Annotated in this window: 21 protein-coding genes; 2 read left to right on the top strand and 19 right to left on the bottom strand. The window is 69.9% G+C overall.

What is annotated here, in order from left to right; all coding sequences use genetic code 11:
* Positions 1-2: 2 nt before the first annotated feature.
* The 17 genes from AZOLI_RS18680 to AZOLI_RS18605 all read right to left on the bottom strand — a co-directional run bounded on the left by AZOLI_RS18680 (position 3) and on the right by AZOLI_RS18605 (position 11,435).
* Positions 3-197, bottom strand: coding sequence for a hypothetical protein (locus tag AZOLI_RS18680; protein ID WP_014188703.1), 195 nt, complete (start codon positions 195-197; stop codon positions 3-5).
* A gap of 2 nt (positions 198-199) precedes the next feature.
* On the bottom strand, positions 200-1,099 hold the full coding sequence (locus AZOLI_RS18675; protein ID WP_014188702.1) for a hypothetical protein: 900 nt from the start codon (positions 1,097-1,099) through the stop codon (positions 200-202).
* Positions 1,096-3,573, bottom strand: coding sequence for a conjugal transfer protein TrbE-like (locus AZOLI_RS18670; protein ID WP_014188701.1), 2,478 nt, complete (start codon positions 3,571-3,573; stop codon positions 1,096-1,098). The genes AZOLI_RS18675 and AZOLI_RS18670 overlap by 4 nt, the downstream gene beginning before the upstream one ends.
* Positions 3,574-3,589: 16 nt before the next feature.
* The gene (locus tag AZOLI_RS18665) at positions 3,590-3,910 is read right to left on the bottom strand and encodes a VirB3 family type IV secretion system protein (protein WP_014188700.1); all 321 of its coding nucleotides are present in this window, start codon (positions 3,908-3,910) and stop codon (positions 3,590-3,592) included.
* A 3-nt stretch (positions 3,911-3,913) separates the two neighbouring features.
* The gene (locus AZOLI_RS18660; protein WP_014188699.1) at positions 3,914-4,204 is read right to left on the bottom strand and encodes a hypothetical protein; all 291 of its coding nucleotides are present in this window, start codon (positions 4,202-4,204) and stop codon (positions 3,914-3,916) included.
* Positions 4,188-5,219: an ATPase, T2SS/T4P/T4SS family gene (locus AZOLI_RS18655; protein WP_014188698.1), complete on the bottom strand. Its 1,032-nt coding sequence runs from the start codon at positions 5,217-5,219 to the stop codon at positions 4,188-4,190. The genes AZOLI_RS18660 and AZOLI_RS18655 overlap by 17 nt, the downstream gene beginning before the upstream one ends.
* Entirely contained in the window at positions 5,216-5,731 is a 516-nt protein-coding gene (locus tag AZOLI_RS32605) for a type IV secretory system conjugative DNA transfer family protein (protein WP_044552076.1), read from the bottom strand. The genes AZOLI_RS18655 and AZOLI_RS32605 overlap by 4 nt, the downstream gene beginning before the upstream one ends.
* Positions 5,728-6,069: a hypothetical protein gene (locus AZOLI_RS32600; RefSeq protein ID WP_044552073.1), complete on the bottom strand. Its 342-nt coding sequence runs from the start codon at positions 6,067-6,069 to the stop codon at positions 5,728-5,730. Before AZOLI_RS32600 ends, AZOLI_RS32605 begins: the two co-directional genes overlap by 4 nt.
* 14 nt (positions 6,070-6,083) lie before the next feature.
* Positions 6,084-6,833 (bottom strand): hypothetical protein, encoded by a 750-nt coding sequence (locus AZOLI_RS18640; protein WP_244442607.1) that lies wholly within the window; start codon positions 6,831-6,833, stop codon positions 6,084-6,086.
* 339 nt (positions 6,834-7,172) lie between these two features.
* Positions 7,173-7,826 carry an AAA family ATPase gene (locus AZOLI_RS18635; protein WP_014188696.1) on the bottom strand — a complete coding sequence of 218 codons (654 nt, stop codon included), beginning with the start codon at positions 7,824-7,826 and terminating at the stop codon, positions 7,173-7,175.
* Positions 7,823-8,059 (bottom strand): hypothetical protein, encoded by a 237-nt coding sequence (locus AZOLI_RS18630; protein WP_014188695.1) that lies wholly within the window; start codon positions 8,057-8,059, stop codon positions 7,823-7,825. The genes AZOLI_RS18635 and AZOLI_RS18630 overlap by 4 nt, the downstream gene beginning before the upstream one ends.
* Positions 8,056-8,694 (bottom strand): ParA family partition ATPase, encoded by a 639-nt coding sequence (gene parA, locus AZOLI_RS18625; RefSeq protein WP_014188694.1) that lies wholly within the window; start codon positions 8,692-8,694, stop codon positions 8,056-8,058. The genes AZOLI_RS18630 and parA overlap by 4 nt, the downstream gene beginning before the upstream one ends.
* 199 nt (positions 8,695-8,893) lie before the next feature.
* A complete protein-coding gene (locus AZOLI_RS18620) occupies positions 8,894-9,778 on the bottom strand; it encodes a replication initiator protein A (RefSeq protein WP_014188693.1) in 885 nt (294 codons plus the stop codon).
* 10 nt (positions 9,779-9,788) lie between these two features.
* Complete coding sequence (locus AZOLI_RS18615; RefSeq protein WP_014188692.1) at positions 9,789-10,040, bottom strand: helix-turn-helix transcriptional regulator; 252 nt, start codon at positions 10,038-10,040, stop codon at positions 9,789-9,791.
* Between the two features lie 135 nt (positions 10,041-10,175).
* Positions 10,176-10,643 carry a DUF2285 domain-containing protein gene (locus AZOLI_RS30455; protein WP_014188691.1) on the bottom strand — a complete coding sequence of 156 codons (468 nt, stop codon included), beginning with the start codon at positions 10,641-10,643 and terminating at the stop codon, positions 10,176-10,178.
* 4 nt (positions 10,644-10,647) lie between these two features.
* Complete coding sequence (locus AZOLI_RS33305; protein ID WP_014188690.1) at positions 10,648-10,950, bottom strand: transcriptional regulator domain-containing protein; 303 nt, start codon at positions 10,948-10,950, stop codon at positions 10,648-10,650.
* A 215-nt stretch (positions 10,951-11,165) separates the two neighbouring features.
* On the bottom strand, positions 11,166-11,435 hold the full coding sequence (locus AZOLI_RS18605) for a DNA -binding domain-containing protein (RefSeq protein ID WP_014188689.1): 270 nt from the start codon (positions 11,433-11,435) through the stop codon (positions 11,166-11,168).
* Positions 11,436-11,554: 119 nt separating this feature from the next.
* Here AZOLI_RS18605 and AZOLI_RS18600 point away from each other — a divergent pair, with 119 nt between their 5' ends.
* Positions 11,555-11,827, top strand: a complete 273-nt coding sequence (locus AZOLI_RS18600) for a helix-turn-helix domain-containing protein (RefSeq protein ID WP_014188688.1) — start codon at positions 11,555-11,557, stop codon at positions 11,825-11,827.
* A 209-nt stretch (positions 11,828-12,036) separates the two neighbouring features.
* Here the strand turns inward: AZOLI_RS18600 and AZOLI_RS18595 are convergent, their stop codons facing one another.
* Positions 12,037-12,474 carry a hypothetical protein gene (locus tag AZOLI_RS18595; protein WP_014188687.1) on the bottom strand — a complete coding sequence of 146 codons (438 nt, stop codon included), beginning with the start codon at positions 12,472-12,474 and terminating at the stop codon, positions 12,037-12,039.
* A gap of 376 nt (positions 12,475-12,850) precedes the next feature.
* On the opposite strand from AZOLI_RS18595, the gene AZOLI_RS32595 reads away from it, so the two are divergent.
* Positions 12,851-13,117, top strand: coding sequence for a helix-turn-helix domain-containing protein (locus AZOLI_RS32595; protein WP_244442606.1), 267 nt, complete (start codon positions 12,851-12,853; stop codon positions 13,115-13,117).
* Here AZOLI_RS32595 and AZOLI_RS18585 read toward each other — a convergent pair.
* Complete coding sequence (locus AZOLI_RS18585) at positions 13,102-13,557, bottom strand: helix-turn-helix domain-containing protein (RefSeq protein WP_014188685.1); 456 nt, start codon at positions 13,555-13,557, stop codon at positions 13,102-13,104. The genes AZOLI_RS32595 and AZOLI_RS18585 overlap by 16 nt on opposite strands.
* Between the last annotated feature and the right edge of the window lie 114 nt (positions 13,558-13,671).

Below are 13,671 nucleotides of genomic sequence, written 5' to 3'. Positions count from 1 at the left end.
GTTCACTCCCGCACGGGTCGGGGCGGAACCGGCGCTTCGTACCGGCCGATGCCTTTCCAGTCCGGGTTGTCGCGCTCCAGCCGTTCCAAGGCGGAGGTGCCGGTATCGGAGCGGGCGTAGAGCACCAGCGCCACGGCGCCGATGATGCCGATCGCCAGCAGGATGGCGAGGGCGAGGAGAATGAAACGAGTTCCCATGGTCAGCTCCCCGGTGCGCCGTAGGTGGCGAGACCGCGCCAGTTGATGAGCGCGTGCTGGCGGGCGCGCTCGACGGCGGCCTGTTCGTAATCGGACTGGGCCTCCAGCGCCCGACCGTGGGCGGCCTGCATCATCAGCAATTGCCCGGACATCTCGGCGTTGAGCAGTGTCGCCTGGGTCGCGGTGTCGATCGCGCAAGTCTGGCCGTCGCAGGCCTTCAGCACCGCCATCAGGTGCCGTGCCCGCTCCGGGTAGGCCTCGATGCCGGTCATGACGTCGGCCGACACCAGCTTGCTGGCCCGGCTGGCGGCACGCGCGAGCCGGGCCTGTTCGGCCTGGTGCGCCGCCAGCCCTTCAGCGGTCAGTTCCTCCGGCAGCGTGTCGGGATAGAGGCCGATGAACTGGGTGTCGACACCCTCCGTCGTCCACAGCACCGTGGCGATCCGGCCGGCGCTGCGGCGGGCATCGCTCAGGCGTCCGGCAATCACACCGCCGGTGTCGAGGTCGGACAGGGCGCGCATGCGGATCATGTTGTCGATCTGGGTCAGCATGTGCGCGGTCTGGGCGATGATCTCGACCTCCTGGCGCTGGACCATCCCCTCGACCATCAGCGGCTTGCTCTCGACGATCGGGCAGCCGGGCGCCTGCCCGCCAGAGCCGGTCAGGTTTGAGCCGGCGCCCATCGCCGCACCGGCGACGCCGCCGGTGGCGTAGCCGGCGACCGCCGACACAGCGGTGCCGAGCAGGCCGTCGCTTTTCTCGGAAAAGCAGCCGCCCCCACCGCCGCCGAAGAAGCTGTTGAGCAGGCCACCGAGGAAGGCGTGGGCCGGGGGTGGCGACGCGAGGGTGACGCCGAGCGTCACGGCCAGCGCCATGCCGGCACGCGACAGGGATTTTGTCATGGTGTGTCTCCGTCATCGGATGGATTCCCGTCCAGGGTGTTGGCGGCTTCCGCCAGCCCGTGCCGGCGCAGCCAAGCGGCGGCGAAGCCCGCCGCGCCGGCCTCGGACATGGTGGCGAAGGCGGCCCGACGCTGCGCCGCCCCACCGCAGCCGCAGACCGCCAACGCGATGGGATCGAGGGTGAGCTGTCCGAGCCGGCTGCCCTCGGGGGTCTTGAAGAAAATGTCGCGCCGGGGCATGGCGGTGCCCACCTGGGCCGCCTGGGTGGCGTTGAGGCCCCAGTCGAGGACGATGCGCCGCTTGGCGGCGTTGATGTCGGCCAGCAGCAACAGAACCTGGATGGTCTTGAGCATGGCGGCGATGGGGCTGCCCTCGATGTCGTCGAGCTGGTGGGTAGCGAGCACCAGGGCGACGTTCTTCTTCGGCCCGCGGCGGCGCAGCTCGTCCAGCTCGTCGGGCTGGTGCTTGAGCGCCTTGAAGGCCTCATCGACCAGGAACAATGTCGGGCGGCCATCGGCGAACAGTCGGTAGAAGCGGCGGAACAGCGCCCGGATCACCGGCACGGCACCGGGGCCGCGATCGATCAACGCGCCGATGTCCACCGTGGTCCAGGCGGAACCGAGGAAGCGGTCCTCCGCCGCATCGACCAGATCGCCGTAGGGACCACCCCGACAATAGGGCTCCAGGGCGATGCGGAGGATGTTGTCCTGCACCAGATGGGCGAGGTGCGAGAGGGTGCGCTCGGACGGCGGCGAGACGGCCAGCAGATGCAGCGCCGCGTCCACCGCGTCGCCGGCCTGCGCCGCCGAGAGGCCGCCCGGGGCCAGCACGCCCTGGAGCCGCAGCAGATCCATGACGAAGCCGTGGCCCCAGGCGAAGCCGCCAGCGGTGTCGATGTCGGCCAGCGGCTGCAAGGCGAGGTCCGCCACCGTGCCGTCGCCGCTGCCCATCGACAAGAACTCGCCGCCCGCCGCCCAGGTGGCGACCAGCGACGTGCTCTCGGTGGCATCGACGTCGATCCAGACGACACGGGCACCGGGCGCGCGGGCGAGAAACTGGTGGCCCATGAAGGCCAGCACGGTGGACTTGCCGGTGCGCGGCGGCCCGATCACCAGCGCCGCGCCGTCCGGACCCTGGTGCAGGTCGAACATCAAGGGCGTGCCGCCCTCGGCCTCCAATTGCATCAGCGGGTCACAGCGCAGATGCGGATTGATCGCCGGCCCGCCCCAGACCGAGGACAGGATGAGGAAGTCGGCGAGTTGGACCTGGGTCAGCGGCACCTTGCGCGGGTTGGGCCGGACATGGCCGGGCAGCGTGCCGTACCACGCCCGCTCGGCGCCCCAGCTCTCTTCGAGGACGGTGAAGCCCAGCGACCGCAGCGCCTTGACGAGGTCGCCCAGACGGGCCTCGGCCTCCTCGACGGAGGCGCCCCATAGCACGGCGGTCGGCGTCATCCAGCCGGAGCTGGTGCCGGCCTGCTCGGCCTCGAGCCGGGCGGCCTCGGCCTCGAGGGCTTCCAGCACGCCGACCGGGTCGTGGCGCAGCGCGCTGAAGCCACCCACCGCACGCAGCAGCACCGAGCGCCAGTCATAGGAGGTGTCGTCGTGCTTGCGCCAGAGGGCGGCGAAGACGCCACGGGCCTGGACATGGTCCATCGCCTCGAAACGCACCGACCAGCGGACGGGAAAGGGCAGCGCGTCGAGCGCGTTCAGCAGGCCGGGGTGGCTGACCTTGGGGTAGCCGCCGATGCCGACGAGGCGCAGGTGCCAGCGCTCCGCCCCGTTGCTCCAGGCCGGGAAGGAACCGGGGAGAAAACCGACATCGACGAGGTTGGCCTTGATCGGAAATCCCGGAATGTCGGGAGCCGAGACATACGGCTGCTCGATCGGCGAGACGCAGGAATGGAGGAAGGCCATCACCGCGTCGTCGTCGAGCATGCGTGCCCAGCCGACGGCGCGGCCGAACAGGCCGGCGAACTGCAGGACCAGCTGGCGGAACGGTTCGACATGGTCGCGCATGACGTCGGGCTTGGCGCGCTCGGGCGGGTTGCGGGTGAACCAGGCGGCCCAGCGCCGCGCCTGTTTGTGGGTCGGCGTGAAGGTAATGGCGAGGAAACTGCGCGAGCGCAGTTGCCGTCCGGCGGCGTCGAGCCGCTCCCGGCGCTCGGCGTCGATCTGGCTGGCGACGGGATGGGCGCCGGTTCCGTGTGGGTAGCCGTGGCCCCAGCGCCGTTGCGTCTCGAAGTGAAAGGTCCAGCCGCCGGTGAAGGGGAACAGCGCGTTGCTGGCGGCCATCGCGGTCTGCTGGATCTCGGCCGGATCCTGGACGCTCTGGTCGCGCCCGCCATACTCGACGACGGCCATCAGCGCGCCGTCCTCCTCCAGCAGCACGACACCGGGCCAGACGAAGCAATCCCACGGCAGATGCCGGGACAAGGCGTCGAAGCCATCGTCGAAGGCGGTCAGGTCGAGCATGGTCAAGGCATCCTCATCAGCGGGGGGCTTTGTAAGCGGACAGGCCGAGCGAGCGGCCCCGCGTGCGCAACGCCCGGGCCAGCCAGGCGGCGGTGCCCTGGCGGAGGATCTCCAGCCACCAGGGATCGCGCCGGGTCAGATGACGGGCGGTGAGGAAGACGGCGAGGAACCCGGCCACCGCCTGGGGCAAGGCGCCGAGCGCGAACCACAGCTCGGCGGCCAGCCAGAGGGCGATGGCCAGCAGTTCCATCGGCACGCCGAGCGGCATCTTGGTCGGCCGCACCGAGGTGCGACGCACCGGCTTCTCCCATCCATCCGGCAGCAGCGGAGCGTTCATCGCTCAGCCTCCGGCCAGCGCGATGATGGCGTCGCGCGCGCCATAGGCGGCGGCACCGGCAACGGTGAAGACGAAGACGACCACCCCGGCGATGCGCGAGAACATCGCGGCGACCAGCGCCAGCAGCAGTCCGGCGGTGACGGCGATCGGTACGAAGTTGGTGTCGAACACCGCCTGCCAGGACAGGAGTTCGGCGCCGAGATTGGCGATCACCTGGGCGCGGGCCGGCCCCGTCACCGCCGCCAGCGTCAGCGCCAGGACGAGCGCCCGGCGCGCGTTACCGTTGGATGTCATACTCACCTCCACCGTCAAAATCCCCTACCGCCAGCGGGCGGAGGACGAACCCGCACGCCGGGTCGTAACCCTCGACCCGGACGATCTCGTTGACGAAGCGGCGCCCATCGGGGTGGCGGGCGAGATGGACCACCGCGTCCACAGCCTTGGCGATCCAGCGCATCTGCAGGGCGTCCATCGCGACGCCGCCGAGACCGACCATCTGGGCGACGCGGTCGAGCGCGTCCCAAGCCGAACCAGCATGCACGGTGCACAGTCCGGGATGGCCGGTGGTCCAGCCGACCACCATGGCGCGGGCCTCGGCCCGGCGGACCTCGCCCAGCACCAGATGCGTCATCGGCACCCGTAGCGCACCGGCCACCAGGGCCTCCAGCGTCACCGGCGGGTCGGCCAGCGGATCGGCGACCATGGCGTAGGCGAAGGGACAGGGCGGCTCGAACTCGTAGGGGTCTTGCAGGATGGCGGGCAGCCCCTGCCGGAAGGCCGGTTCCTCCAGGCAGGCGCGCAGCAGCGTCGTCTTGCCGGTGTCGACGTCGCCGGCGATCACCAATGTGCGGCGGGCGGCGATCAGCCGGCGGATCAACGTCACCTGGAGTCTTGTCGCCGCGCCGGACGCCGCCCAATCGTCCAGCGTGATGCGCCCGCGATAGGGCTTGCGGATCGAGCAGGACGGTCCCGGCGTCACCGGCGGGATGTCGGCGTGAAGGCGCTCGCCGGTGACCGGCAGCACGGCGTCGAGCGTTGGGCGGTCGCGGCGCAGCTCCTTGCGGTGAAAGCCGGCGACGAGCGCCAGGAAGCGCAGCAGCTGGGCCGGCTCGACCATGCGGACCAGTTCCGGCACCGGCCCGTTCTTCACCACCACCCGGCACAGGCCGGCCCCGCCGGCGGGCGGCAGCACCAGCAGGTTGGCGACGTCGTCGCGGGCCAGCAGGTCGCCGAACAGGGCGTCGCGCAGCAGGACCAGCGAGGCCAGTAGCAGGGACTGACGGTCGAGCTCAGCATCCCGGTCCTTCATGACGCCGCTCCGTTCCGCCGGCCCCGGCGCTTCAGCCCGTCGTCGCCGAGCAGGATGTGCCGCCGCGCACCGGTCAGCGTCTTCTCGCCATCCGGGGCAGCGGTCAGCAGGAAGACGAAGACACCGGTGAGGTAGGAGAAGGCGGCGTTGCGCCAGTGGCCTTCCTTCTCGCCTTCGGTGAGGATGCGGGCGGCGTGCTGGCAGTCCGGCACCAGATGGGGACCGGGGCGCACCGCCATCAGCGGGTTGTAGCGGGAACCGCCCGGCCGGGCCAGGTCGAGGACGATGACGTCGCCGAAGCGTTCTCGCGCCGCCCCGCTGTCGCCGGCCAGGGTGCCCTTGAAGTCCCACACCACCGCGCTCTCGCGCCAGCCGGCGAACAGGGTGGGCAGCACCGTGGTGGTGGTCTTGCCCGAGCCGGTCGGGCCGATCACCAGCACCGGCTGCATGCTGCGTTCGCGCAGGGGCTGGCCGTTCCAGGCGCCGAGAACGATGCAGGAGTCCGCCGTCATCGCCGCCCCCTCAACAGAAGACCGCTGCGGCGGACATCGGCATCCTTGGCCCAGCGGCCGGCGCCGAAGCGGGGTGCGCGATCCCCCCGCAAGGTGAGCCCGACCCGCACCGCCAGCGCCAAGGCGGCGGCGACGCAGACCAGGGCGGAGGCCGTGACGATCCAGCGATGGCCGGGGGCCAGCAGGCCGCGCCAGCCGAGGAACTGGCCAGGTCCGTAGAGCGCGATGCCGCCGACCCGCAGCCCGCCAAAGACGGCGGGCCAAGCGAAGATCCAGCCGACCAGTTCGGTGACGGCCTGGACCGTGAGCAGCCAAACCGCGACACATCCGGGCAGCATGAGGGATCGCCGCGTCACAGCTCGCGCCCTCCCAGCTCCTGCAGGGCGTCGCGCCCGGCCTCACGGCCGCGCTCCTCGCGCAGGCGCTGCATCTCGACCAGTTGGCGCTCATAGGCCTGCCGCTCGCGCTCGTCCATCCAGCCGAGCGTCCGGGTGGTGACCTCGACGGCGTCATGGCGGAACCAATGGGTGACGACGTCGCGCTCGAAAAAGAGATCGCGCTCGTCCTGCACGCCGCGAATCATCACGTGGAGGTGCTGGTTGCCGTCCGGGTGGGCCATGTCGGGCTTGCGCTCGACGGCGGCCACCCACTCCAGCCCGCCGACCCGGCGCTCCCAGGCGGTCATGACGTCCCGGCCATAGGCCACCATGTCGTCGATGCGATGGCCGTCGTTCGGGCTGACGATGACGTGGAAGACGCGGCGGTCGTCCGACCAGGCGGCGGCAATCTCGCCCTTGTCGAGGCCGAGGCGGTCGCGGTCAAACAGCGGCCCGTCCTTGGCCAAGTAGTTGGCCAGCACGGCGACCGAGTTGGGAAAGGCGCCGCGGGCGCGGTCGTGGTAGATCAGCTTGATGTTGACCGGGCGGGCGTAGGCGCCGGACCCGGCCGACGCCGCGCGGACCTTGACCCGACGTTCGGCCCGGCGGACATAGCCGCGGGCGAGCGCCCGGCCGCGATCGGCCAAGGCCTTCATGCGGGCCTTGAAGCCGTCATCGGCCGCGAGACCGTCGAAGATCGACCCGCGCCATCCCATGTCCGCCATCCTCCCTGCCCCCGGCCCATCGACCAAGGGTCGTTGCCACCGTGACGATGAAACGAACGGGGGCGGCGGAACAGAAATCAATCGGGGGAGGCGGCTCAACGGGTCATGTTCGCCAATGTTCGCCTCCATTGAGGCGTACACGGCTGAAACTCAAGAAAATCAACGATCACGAACGACGGCGAACCGCCCCTTTATCTTGCTGACCGTTGATTTTCCTTCTTCCACAGATCATCCACAGGCACTATCGGGACTTGGACATTTTGTCCGCTTTCCTGTCTTTGCGCGCTGTTGCACGCCAGACTTTGCTGTTGGGTCGGACAGCACCGCCGCCCCCCTTGATCAGCCCGCCGACGAAGCCGATCCCCGACCAAAGACCTCCGAGACGAGGTGGCGGACGTCCGCCTCGGCCCGCCCGGCCATCTCCAACTCCGGCACCAGCAACCCAGTGCTCCGGCTTTCCGCAAAGGTCCGCCGCTGCCGCACCACCGCCGCGGCCACCGGCAGGCGCAGCCCCAGCACCGTCACTTCCGCCCCCGGTTCGACCGCCAGCCCGTCCAGCGCCCGGATCAGCACCAGCGCCGCCGTCAGACCAGGTTCGACCGCCAGCGCCTCGGTGACCAACTGCATCGTGGCGGCACTTCGGCCCATCGCTTCTGGGTCGGACAGCGTCGGCACCAGCACCGTCTCCGCCGCCAGCAGAGCCGCCCGCACCGCCGCCGGTGAGCGGGACGGGGTGTCGAGGAGGATGTGATCGAAGCCGGTGGCCAGTCCCCACACCCCGCAGCGCAACTGGCTGCTGGTGATGGCGATGGTGTCGAACAGGGCCGGCAGGTCGTTGGCCCGTCGCATCCCCGCCCACTCGCGCGCCCCTGCACAGCCATCGGCGTCGAGCAACGCCACCCGCCGGCCCTGCAACGCCAACTCGCCCGCCAGATTGACCGCCAGCGTGGTGCGGCCCACCCCCGGGGTCAGATTGACCAGAGCGGCGATCATGGCCGGTCCTCCCCGGCGAAGCGGGCTTCCAGCAATTCACGCAGCAGCACCGCCATGGTGACGCCCCGGCGAAAGGCGGCGATCTTGATCCGTCCCCGCAGTTCCGGCGTGATATCCACCGTCAGCCGCGCGGTGTAGACCTCCGCCTTGGCCGGCTGCCCGCTCTCGCCTCGCCGCACCCAGGCGTCGGGCGCACCGGGGCGGTCGCCGAAGCCGATCCGCTCGCCGCTCATGGTCCAACCTCCAGCAACTCGGTGGCGAAGGCGGTGATCTCGTGGGCGGCGGCGGAATGCGGTTCCAGCTCGAAGGCCAACCGGCCCGACCGCATGCACCGAGCAAAGACCACCCGCTGGCCGACCGACGCCGCCAGCGCCGGTGGCACCACCCCGGCCAACTCGTGCCGCGCGTCGGCCAGCAGCCGGGTGCGGGCGATGCAGCGGTTCAGCACGAAGCGGGCCGACAGCTCCGGTTTCCAGCCGCGCGCCTCGTCGAGCAGCCGCAGCAACTCCGCCGAGGCCCAGGCGTCGAAGGGGCTGGGTTGCACCGGGATCAGCACCCGCTCGGCCGCCAGGATCGCCGAGCGGACCAACGCGGTCACCCGGGGCGGCCCGTCGATCACGACATGCGCGACCCCGGCGGTAAGATCGGGTACCTCGCGGTGCAGGGTCTCCCGCGCCAAGCCGATCATCGCGAACAGCCGGGGCAGACCCTCCCGATTCCGCCGCTCGGCCCAGTCGAGCGCCGAGCCCTGGGGATCGGCGTCGATCAGCAGCACGCGCTGCCCTTGCCGGGCCAGTTCACCGGCGAGGTGAAGGGCCAGCGTGGTTTTGCCGACACCGCCCTTCTGGTTCAGCAGCGCCACGATCATGGCGCCGCTCCGTGACGCGGCTTCTCCCCAGGAATCCACCCGGCCAACAACAAAGAGTCGTTAGAGTCTTTGTTAGATAAGTTAAGAGCGCGAATCGCCGTTGTGGACCAGAGGGTTGCCAAGGGTTCGCGCACCCGATGGCACGACCTCGCCGCACCCGATGGCACGAGCGATTGCACACGTGATGGCACGAGCGGTTTCACCGGTTTTCCCCACGCGTCTGTGGATAAGTGTTCGGCGGCTCCGGGGGCGTGGCGAGGACGCCGCCCGGCCGGAAACGCAGGCGTTCGCTGCCATCTCGCCGACGCTCGACGCTCAGCCGGTAGCCGGGCAGCCGCTGCCGCCGGGCGATGCTCCGCAGGTCGATGGCGAAGTTGGCGAAACGGGCGAGACTGCCCGATTTGAGGTGCAGGTGGCGGAAATCGAAAACCCAGCCCTCGGCTTGGCGGCCGGCGTGCTTGCGGGCCAGCCGGTACAGCCAGCGCTCGATCCCGCCGGTCAGAGCGAAGTAGTCCCGCTCGATGGTGAGGACGAAGGCGTCCTCCAGCACACCCTGGTAGAACCAGTCCGGCAGAATCAGCTCCAGCCCGAGCGGCCGGCCGGCGGCATCCGCCCGTTCCTTCCACTCGTTGATCCAGGAGAAGCGATGGCGTCGCCGCTGGTCGGTCTGCCGCAGGTTGGTGACGATGGTGGTCGCCTGCAGGCGGTCGAGAGCGGCACGCAGGCGCTGGTAGTCGCGCACCGACGTGCCACGCCCGGTGAAGGTGAGGATCTGATGCGGCGTCGTCACCAACTGGCGGGCGGTGCGCAGTCCGGCGTCGCGCGCCTCCACCAGTTGGCTGGCCGCCCAGATCAGCACGTCGGCGTCCCAGATGGTGGCGATGCCGTGCTCGGCGGTGCCCTCGACCCGGATGCGCACGTCGCCGGCGGCGTAGTCGATCGGCACCGTGCGCCGGGACTTGGCGAGCGAGAAGAAGGGATGCGCCATCAGGTCCTGCTGATCGCGCACCGCCATGTCGCCGGGAAGCGTGACGAACAGATCGCGTTGCCGATGCGCGGCATCGCCGTTGCGAAACCCGTCCATCGCGCCGCCCTCAGCGCGTCGCCGGCCGGGCCGGCCGCACGGTGCCGGTCCCGGGATCGGAGGTCGAGGTACGCAGGCCCTGGTCGGCCCAGGCCTTCAAATCGTCGAGCGCGTAGACGATCCGCCCGCCGATCTTGCGGTAGCGCGGTCCGGTGCCGTAGACGCGATGCTTCTCCAGCGTCCGGCCGGACAGGCCAAGGAAGCGCGCGGCCTCGGGCGTACGCAGAAAGCGCGGCGGCAGATTGCCGGTGGTGTCGGACATGAGCGAGCCTCCGTGAACCGAAGCGCACCGCCAGGGGAGGCGGCGGGCGATGGCGGAAGGCTCGCGGAAACAGCGAAACGCCGGGGAGGGGAAAGACCGGAGAGGCCGGAGTCCCCCGGTCCCTTCGGCCACAGTCTACGCGGGACCGCGCCCGAACCGGCCGGCCAGCAGGTCGCGATAGCCGCCGGTCATCAGCCGCCGGCCCCGGCGGATCAGGTAGCGGACCTGATCGCGCAAGGGGCTGGAGCGGAACCAGTCGGTGGATGTCCGCTGGTCGCCGAACAGCGCGGCGGCGGTGTCGCGCAGGCTGGCGCCGGCCAGCGCGGCGTCGAGCCCTTGCAGAACCCGGCGCAGCATGTCGGTCTGGTAGCCGGTCAACTCGGCTGGCGGATCGGACCCCGTCATCAGCGCCGCCAACCGCTCGATCCCGGCGATCTGCGGCGCAAGCGGGGCGTCGAACGCCACGGTGGCCCTCAACGGCGTTCCCGGCTCGGGCAGTTCGGGGGCCAGGACGAGGAAGCGCCGCTCCCGTGGACCATCGGCGATGACGACGTGCAGACCGTCCGGCGTCGGCAGCACCGCCCGCCGCCCCGGCCCGGTCAAGGGATCAGCGGTCGCAGGGACCACTCGCCCGGATATTGGGGCCGGGACCAGCCGCACCAGCCCCGGCAGGAGGTCCGGCGTCCAGAAGATCGCCGTGTCGTGGCCGCTGCGGTCCGGATCCTCGACGACAGGACAACCCCCAACGCCGGGCGACGGCGGCGCGCTCCACGGCCCGCGCCGCCGTCGCCCGCCTCTCGGCCCGATAGTCCGGGTTGCGGCGCAGGAATTCCCACGCCCAGCCGGAGACCGACAGCGACACCGTGTCGGCGTAGGCGGCGGCGGACCGCCAGTCCTTCGTGTTCGTCATGGAACCGTCCTCGTCACGAATGGAAGGGACGGATGCGCATCCGGACGATGAGGTTGCGGACGGGACGCGACGCCGCTAGGCCGGTGATGCTTATCGGGCGATAAGCCCAGTCCGCCCTCCTCCGATCGAAAGGAAGGAAAGTCTTTGATCGCACGGGGATTTCGCGCCCGGCCGGCGTGATCCGGTACCAGTCGCGCCACAGCGGCTCCGTCGGCCTAGCTCGACCCGAGCAGGTGACGGTAGCCGTTCTCGGTCATCCAACGGGCACGGGCGAGGTGGCTGGCGTGGGCACGCCGGGCGCGCTCGGGTTCCTCGATCGGATCGATGCGCAGGACGATGCGAGCGACCTCATCCGGATCGGCACCCTCGGCCGCCGCGTCAAGCAGGCGCAGGTAGGTGACCAGATGCAGCCGGTCGTAGTCGGTGAGCGCCTCGTCGCTGGGCGCCTCGTCGAACACCGGCGCGTCGATGCGCGGCTTTTTCATGCGTGCGCTCCCTTCCCCTGGACCAAACCCGCACAAAGCCCCCCGGACCAGGGAGCCGCCATCGGAATGGGAGATGTATCCCGTGGAGACATCCCCCGCAATGAGGCTCCATCCTGGCGATGGAGGATCTGCCCGACATACTCGCCGCAAACATCCGGCGTCTGCGGCGTGAGCGGGGCATCACGCAGGAGAACCTCGCGCACAGGGCGGGCATCGACCGCAGCTATGTCGGCCAAATCGAGCGGGCCGAGCACAAGGCGACGGTGGTCACGCTCGGCCGGTTGGCGCAAGCGCTGAAGGTTCTTCCCGGCGATCTGCTGACGCTTCCGTCCCATCACCCCTATCTCTCCGAACTGACGGGCAGCCACCCAAACGGCGACGACGCTGGATAGCATACTTGGATATGGCGCAGCGTCACCGCCACCCTTGCTTTGAGGCCGAAGGGGTCGAAGTTCCAACGAACTTTCGTCGGAAGCCCGTCGAATTTTGCGCATATGCACGGCAATTTCAGTGCGGGCTGGCGGAAATCCGTGAAACCAGCCTTCCGGCTTTCCGCTTTTCCGTATCGGCGGATTCGCCGACTTCCGCCCGGCGGTGGGCGTCACGGTGTCGGCGTGTCTATGGTTCGCGCGCCCGTCACCGCGCTCACCAGATCGGCCAGCGCGCCGTGCAGGAAGGGCCAGGGCTGAGCGTCGTGGTCCGGTTCGCGGCTTCCCCATTCGGCGGCGATGGTGAGTTTCGCCAGCACCCCGACCAGGGAACGCGCCGGGGTCGCCGCCGCCCGTTCCAGCACCGCCTCGGCCCGTTGGCTGGCGGCGGCCTCCTCCGCCTTGGCGGCGTTCAGGCCACTGGTGGCGGACTCCCGCTCCCAGCGCGCCTGCGTTGCCGCAAGGTCCTGTTTGAGGCGGTCGCGCAAGGGGTGGCTGACGAGGTCGGTGCCGAGCAATCGATCGATGGCGCGGGCGTCGGACGCGTAGACCGGTTGCGAGGGTGGCGGGTCCAGCGGCACTTCGACGCGCGGCGGGCCGATGCTGGCCATGAGTTGGCGTTCCAGCCTTTGCGCCGCCCGGCACGACCGGTTGACCGCGGTAGCAGCCCGCCGCCATTCCCGCCAGAGCGGCACCAAGGGCTCAAAACCGTCTGAGTCCCTCGCCGCCGCGTTCAGCAGACGAGCCGCCGCCGCGAGGCAAGCGCGAAGGGTTGACGGCCGGACAGCCACCGGTGGCGTCGGAGCGGGCATGGGAACCTCTTTGAGATCCAGCCAAATGGAAAAATGCCGTTTGGGCCGCGTCATCCGCGCGGTGGCTGTGTCCGGCGCTTGCCGGCAGACTCAGGGTCACTTATCCCTCTACGTTAGAGCACGCACCGCTCCGCGTCAAACCAAATGGGATCATTTTATCCCATATAGGATAAGATTGGAAAGCCGCACCGTGCCGACCGGCGAACAACTTCGAGCTGCGCGCTCCCTTCTCCGATGGGAGCGGAAGGATTTGGCCCTCGCGTCCAAGCTGTCCGAACCGACCATCAAGCGGCTGGAAGCGACCCGGGGCGCTGTGAACGCCCATCCGGTCACCATCGAGGCCTTGCTGCGCGCCTTCGATGCCGCCGGCGTGGAGTTGATCGAGGCGGTTGACGGCAAAGGTCCGGGCGTTCGCTTCAAAACCGATCAGCCTCCGGTGTGAGGCGAGTCCCCCGCCTCCAGGGCGGACACCGTCGCCTTCAGCAGATCAAAGAGACGATGGCGAACCGCAGGATGAGTCAGCCGATAATAGCATTTCACCAACTCCAGGGTTTCCCGGCGGTCGAACTCCGGGGGCGGAGGGTCAAGTTCTCCATTGCGTCCAGCACCGGGCAGGCCGTCGAAGAAGAAGCTGACCGGGACATCCAGGGCGTTCGCCAATTGCCAGAGCCGCGCGGCAGTGATGCTGGTGGCGCCGTTCTCGTATTTCTGGACCTGCTGAAAGGTCACGCCGACCCGTTCGGCCAGGGCGCTCTGGGACAGGCCGGCCAGGGTGCGGCGCAGTTTCACCCGCAGGCCGATGTGGGCGTCGATGACGTCCAGACCGGCCGGCAGCTTGGCGCGGCTCCGGCCTCTGGCTCGGACAAGGGGTGCGGTGGTCACGGGCGTCGCCCTCCTCGCGTCGGATTTCCCAAGTGCATTTCAGCCGGCCGTCCCCGCGCGGAACGGGTACGCGGCGCCTCGGCGCAACCGGTCACCGCGCAATGTTACTCATAG

This window comes from Azospirillum lipoferum 4B, assembly GCF_000283655.1.
Lineage (GTDB): Bacteria > Pseudomonadota > Alphaproteobacteria > Azospirillales > Azospirillaceae > Azospirillum > Azospirillum lipoferum_C.
The sequence above is the reverse complement of the archived record's forward strand: the minus strand, read 5'-3'. Positions and strand labels throughout refer to the sequence as shown.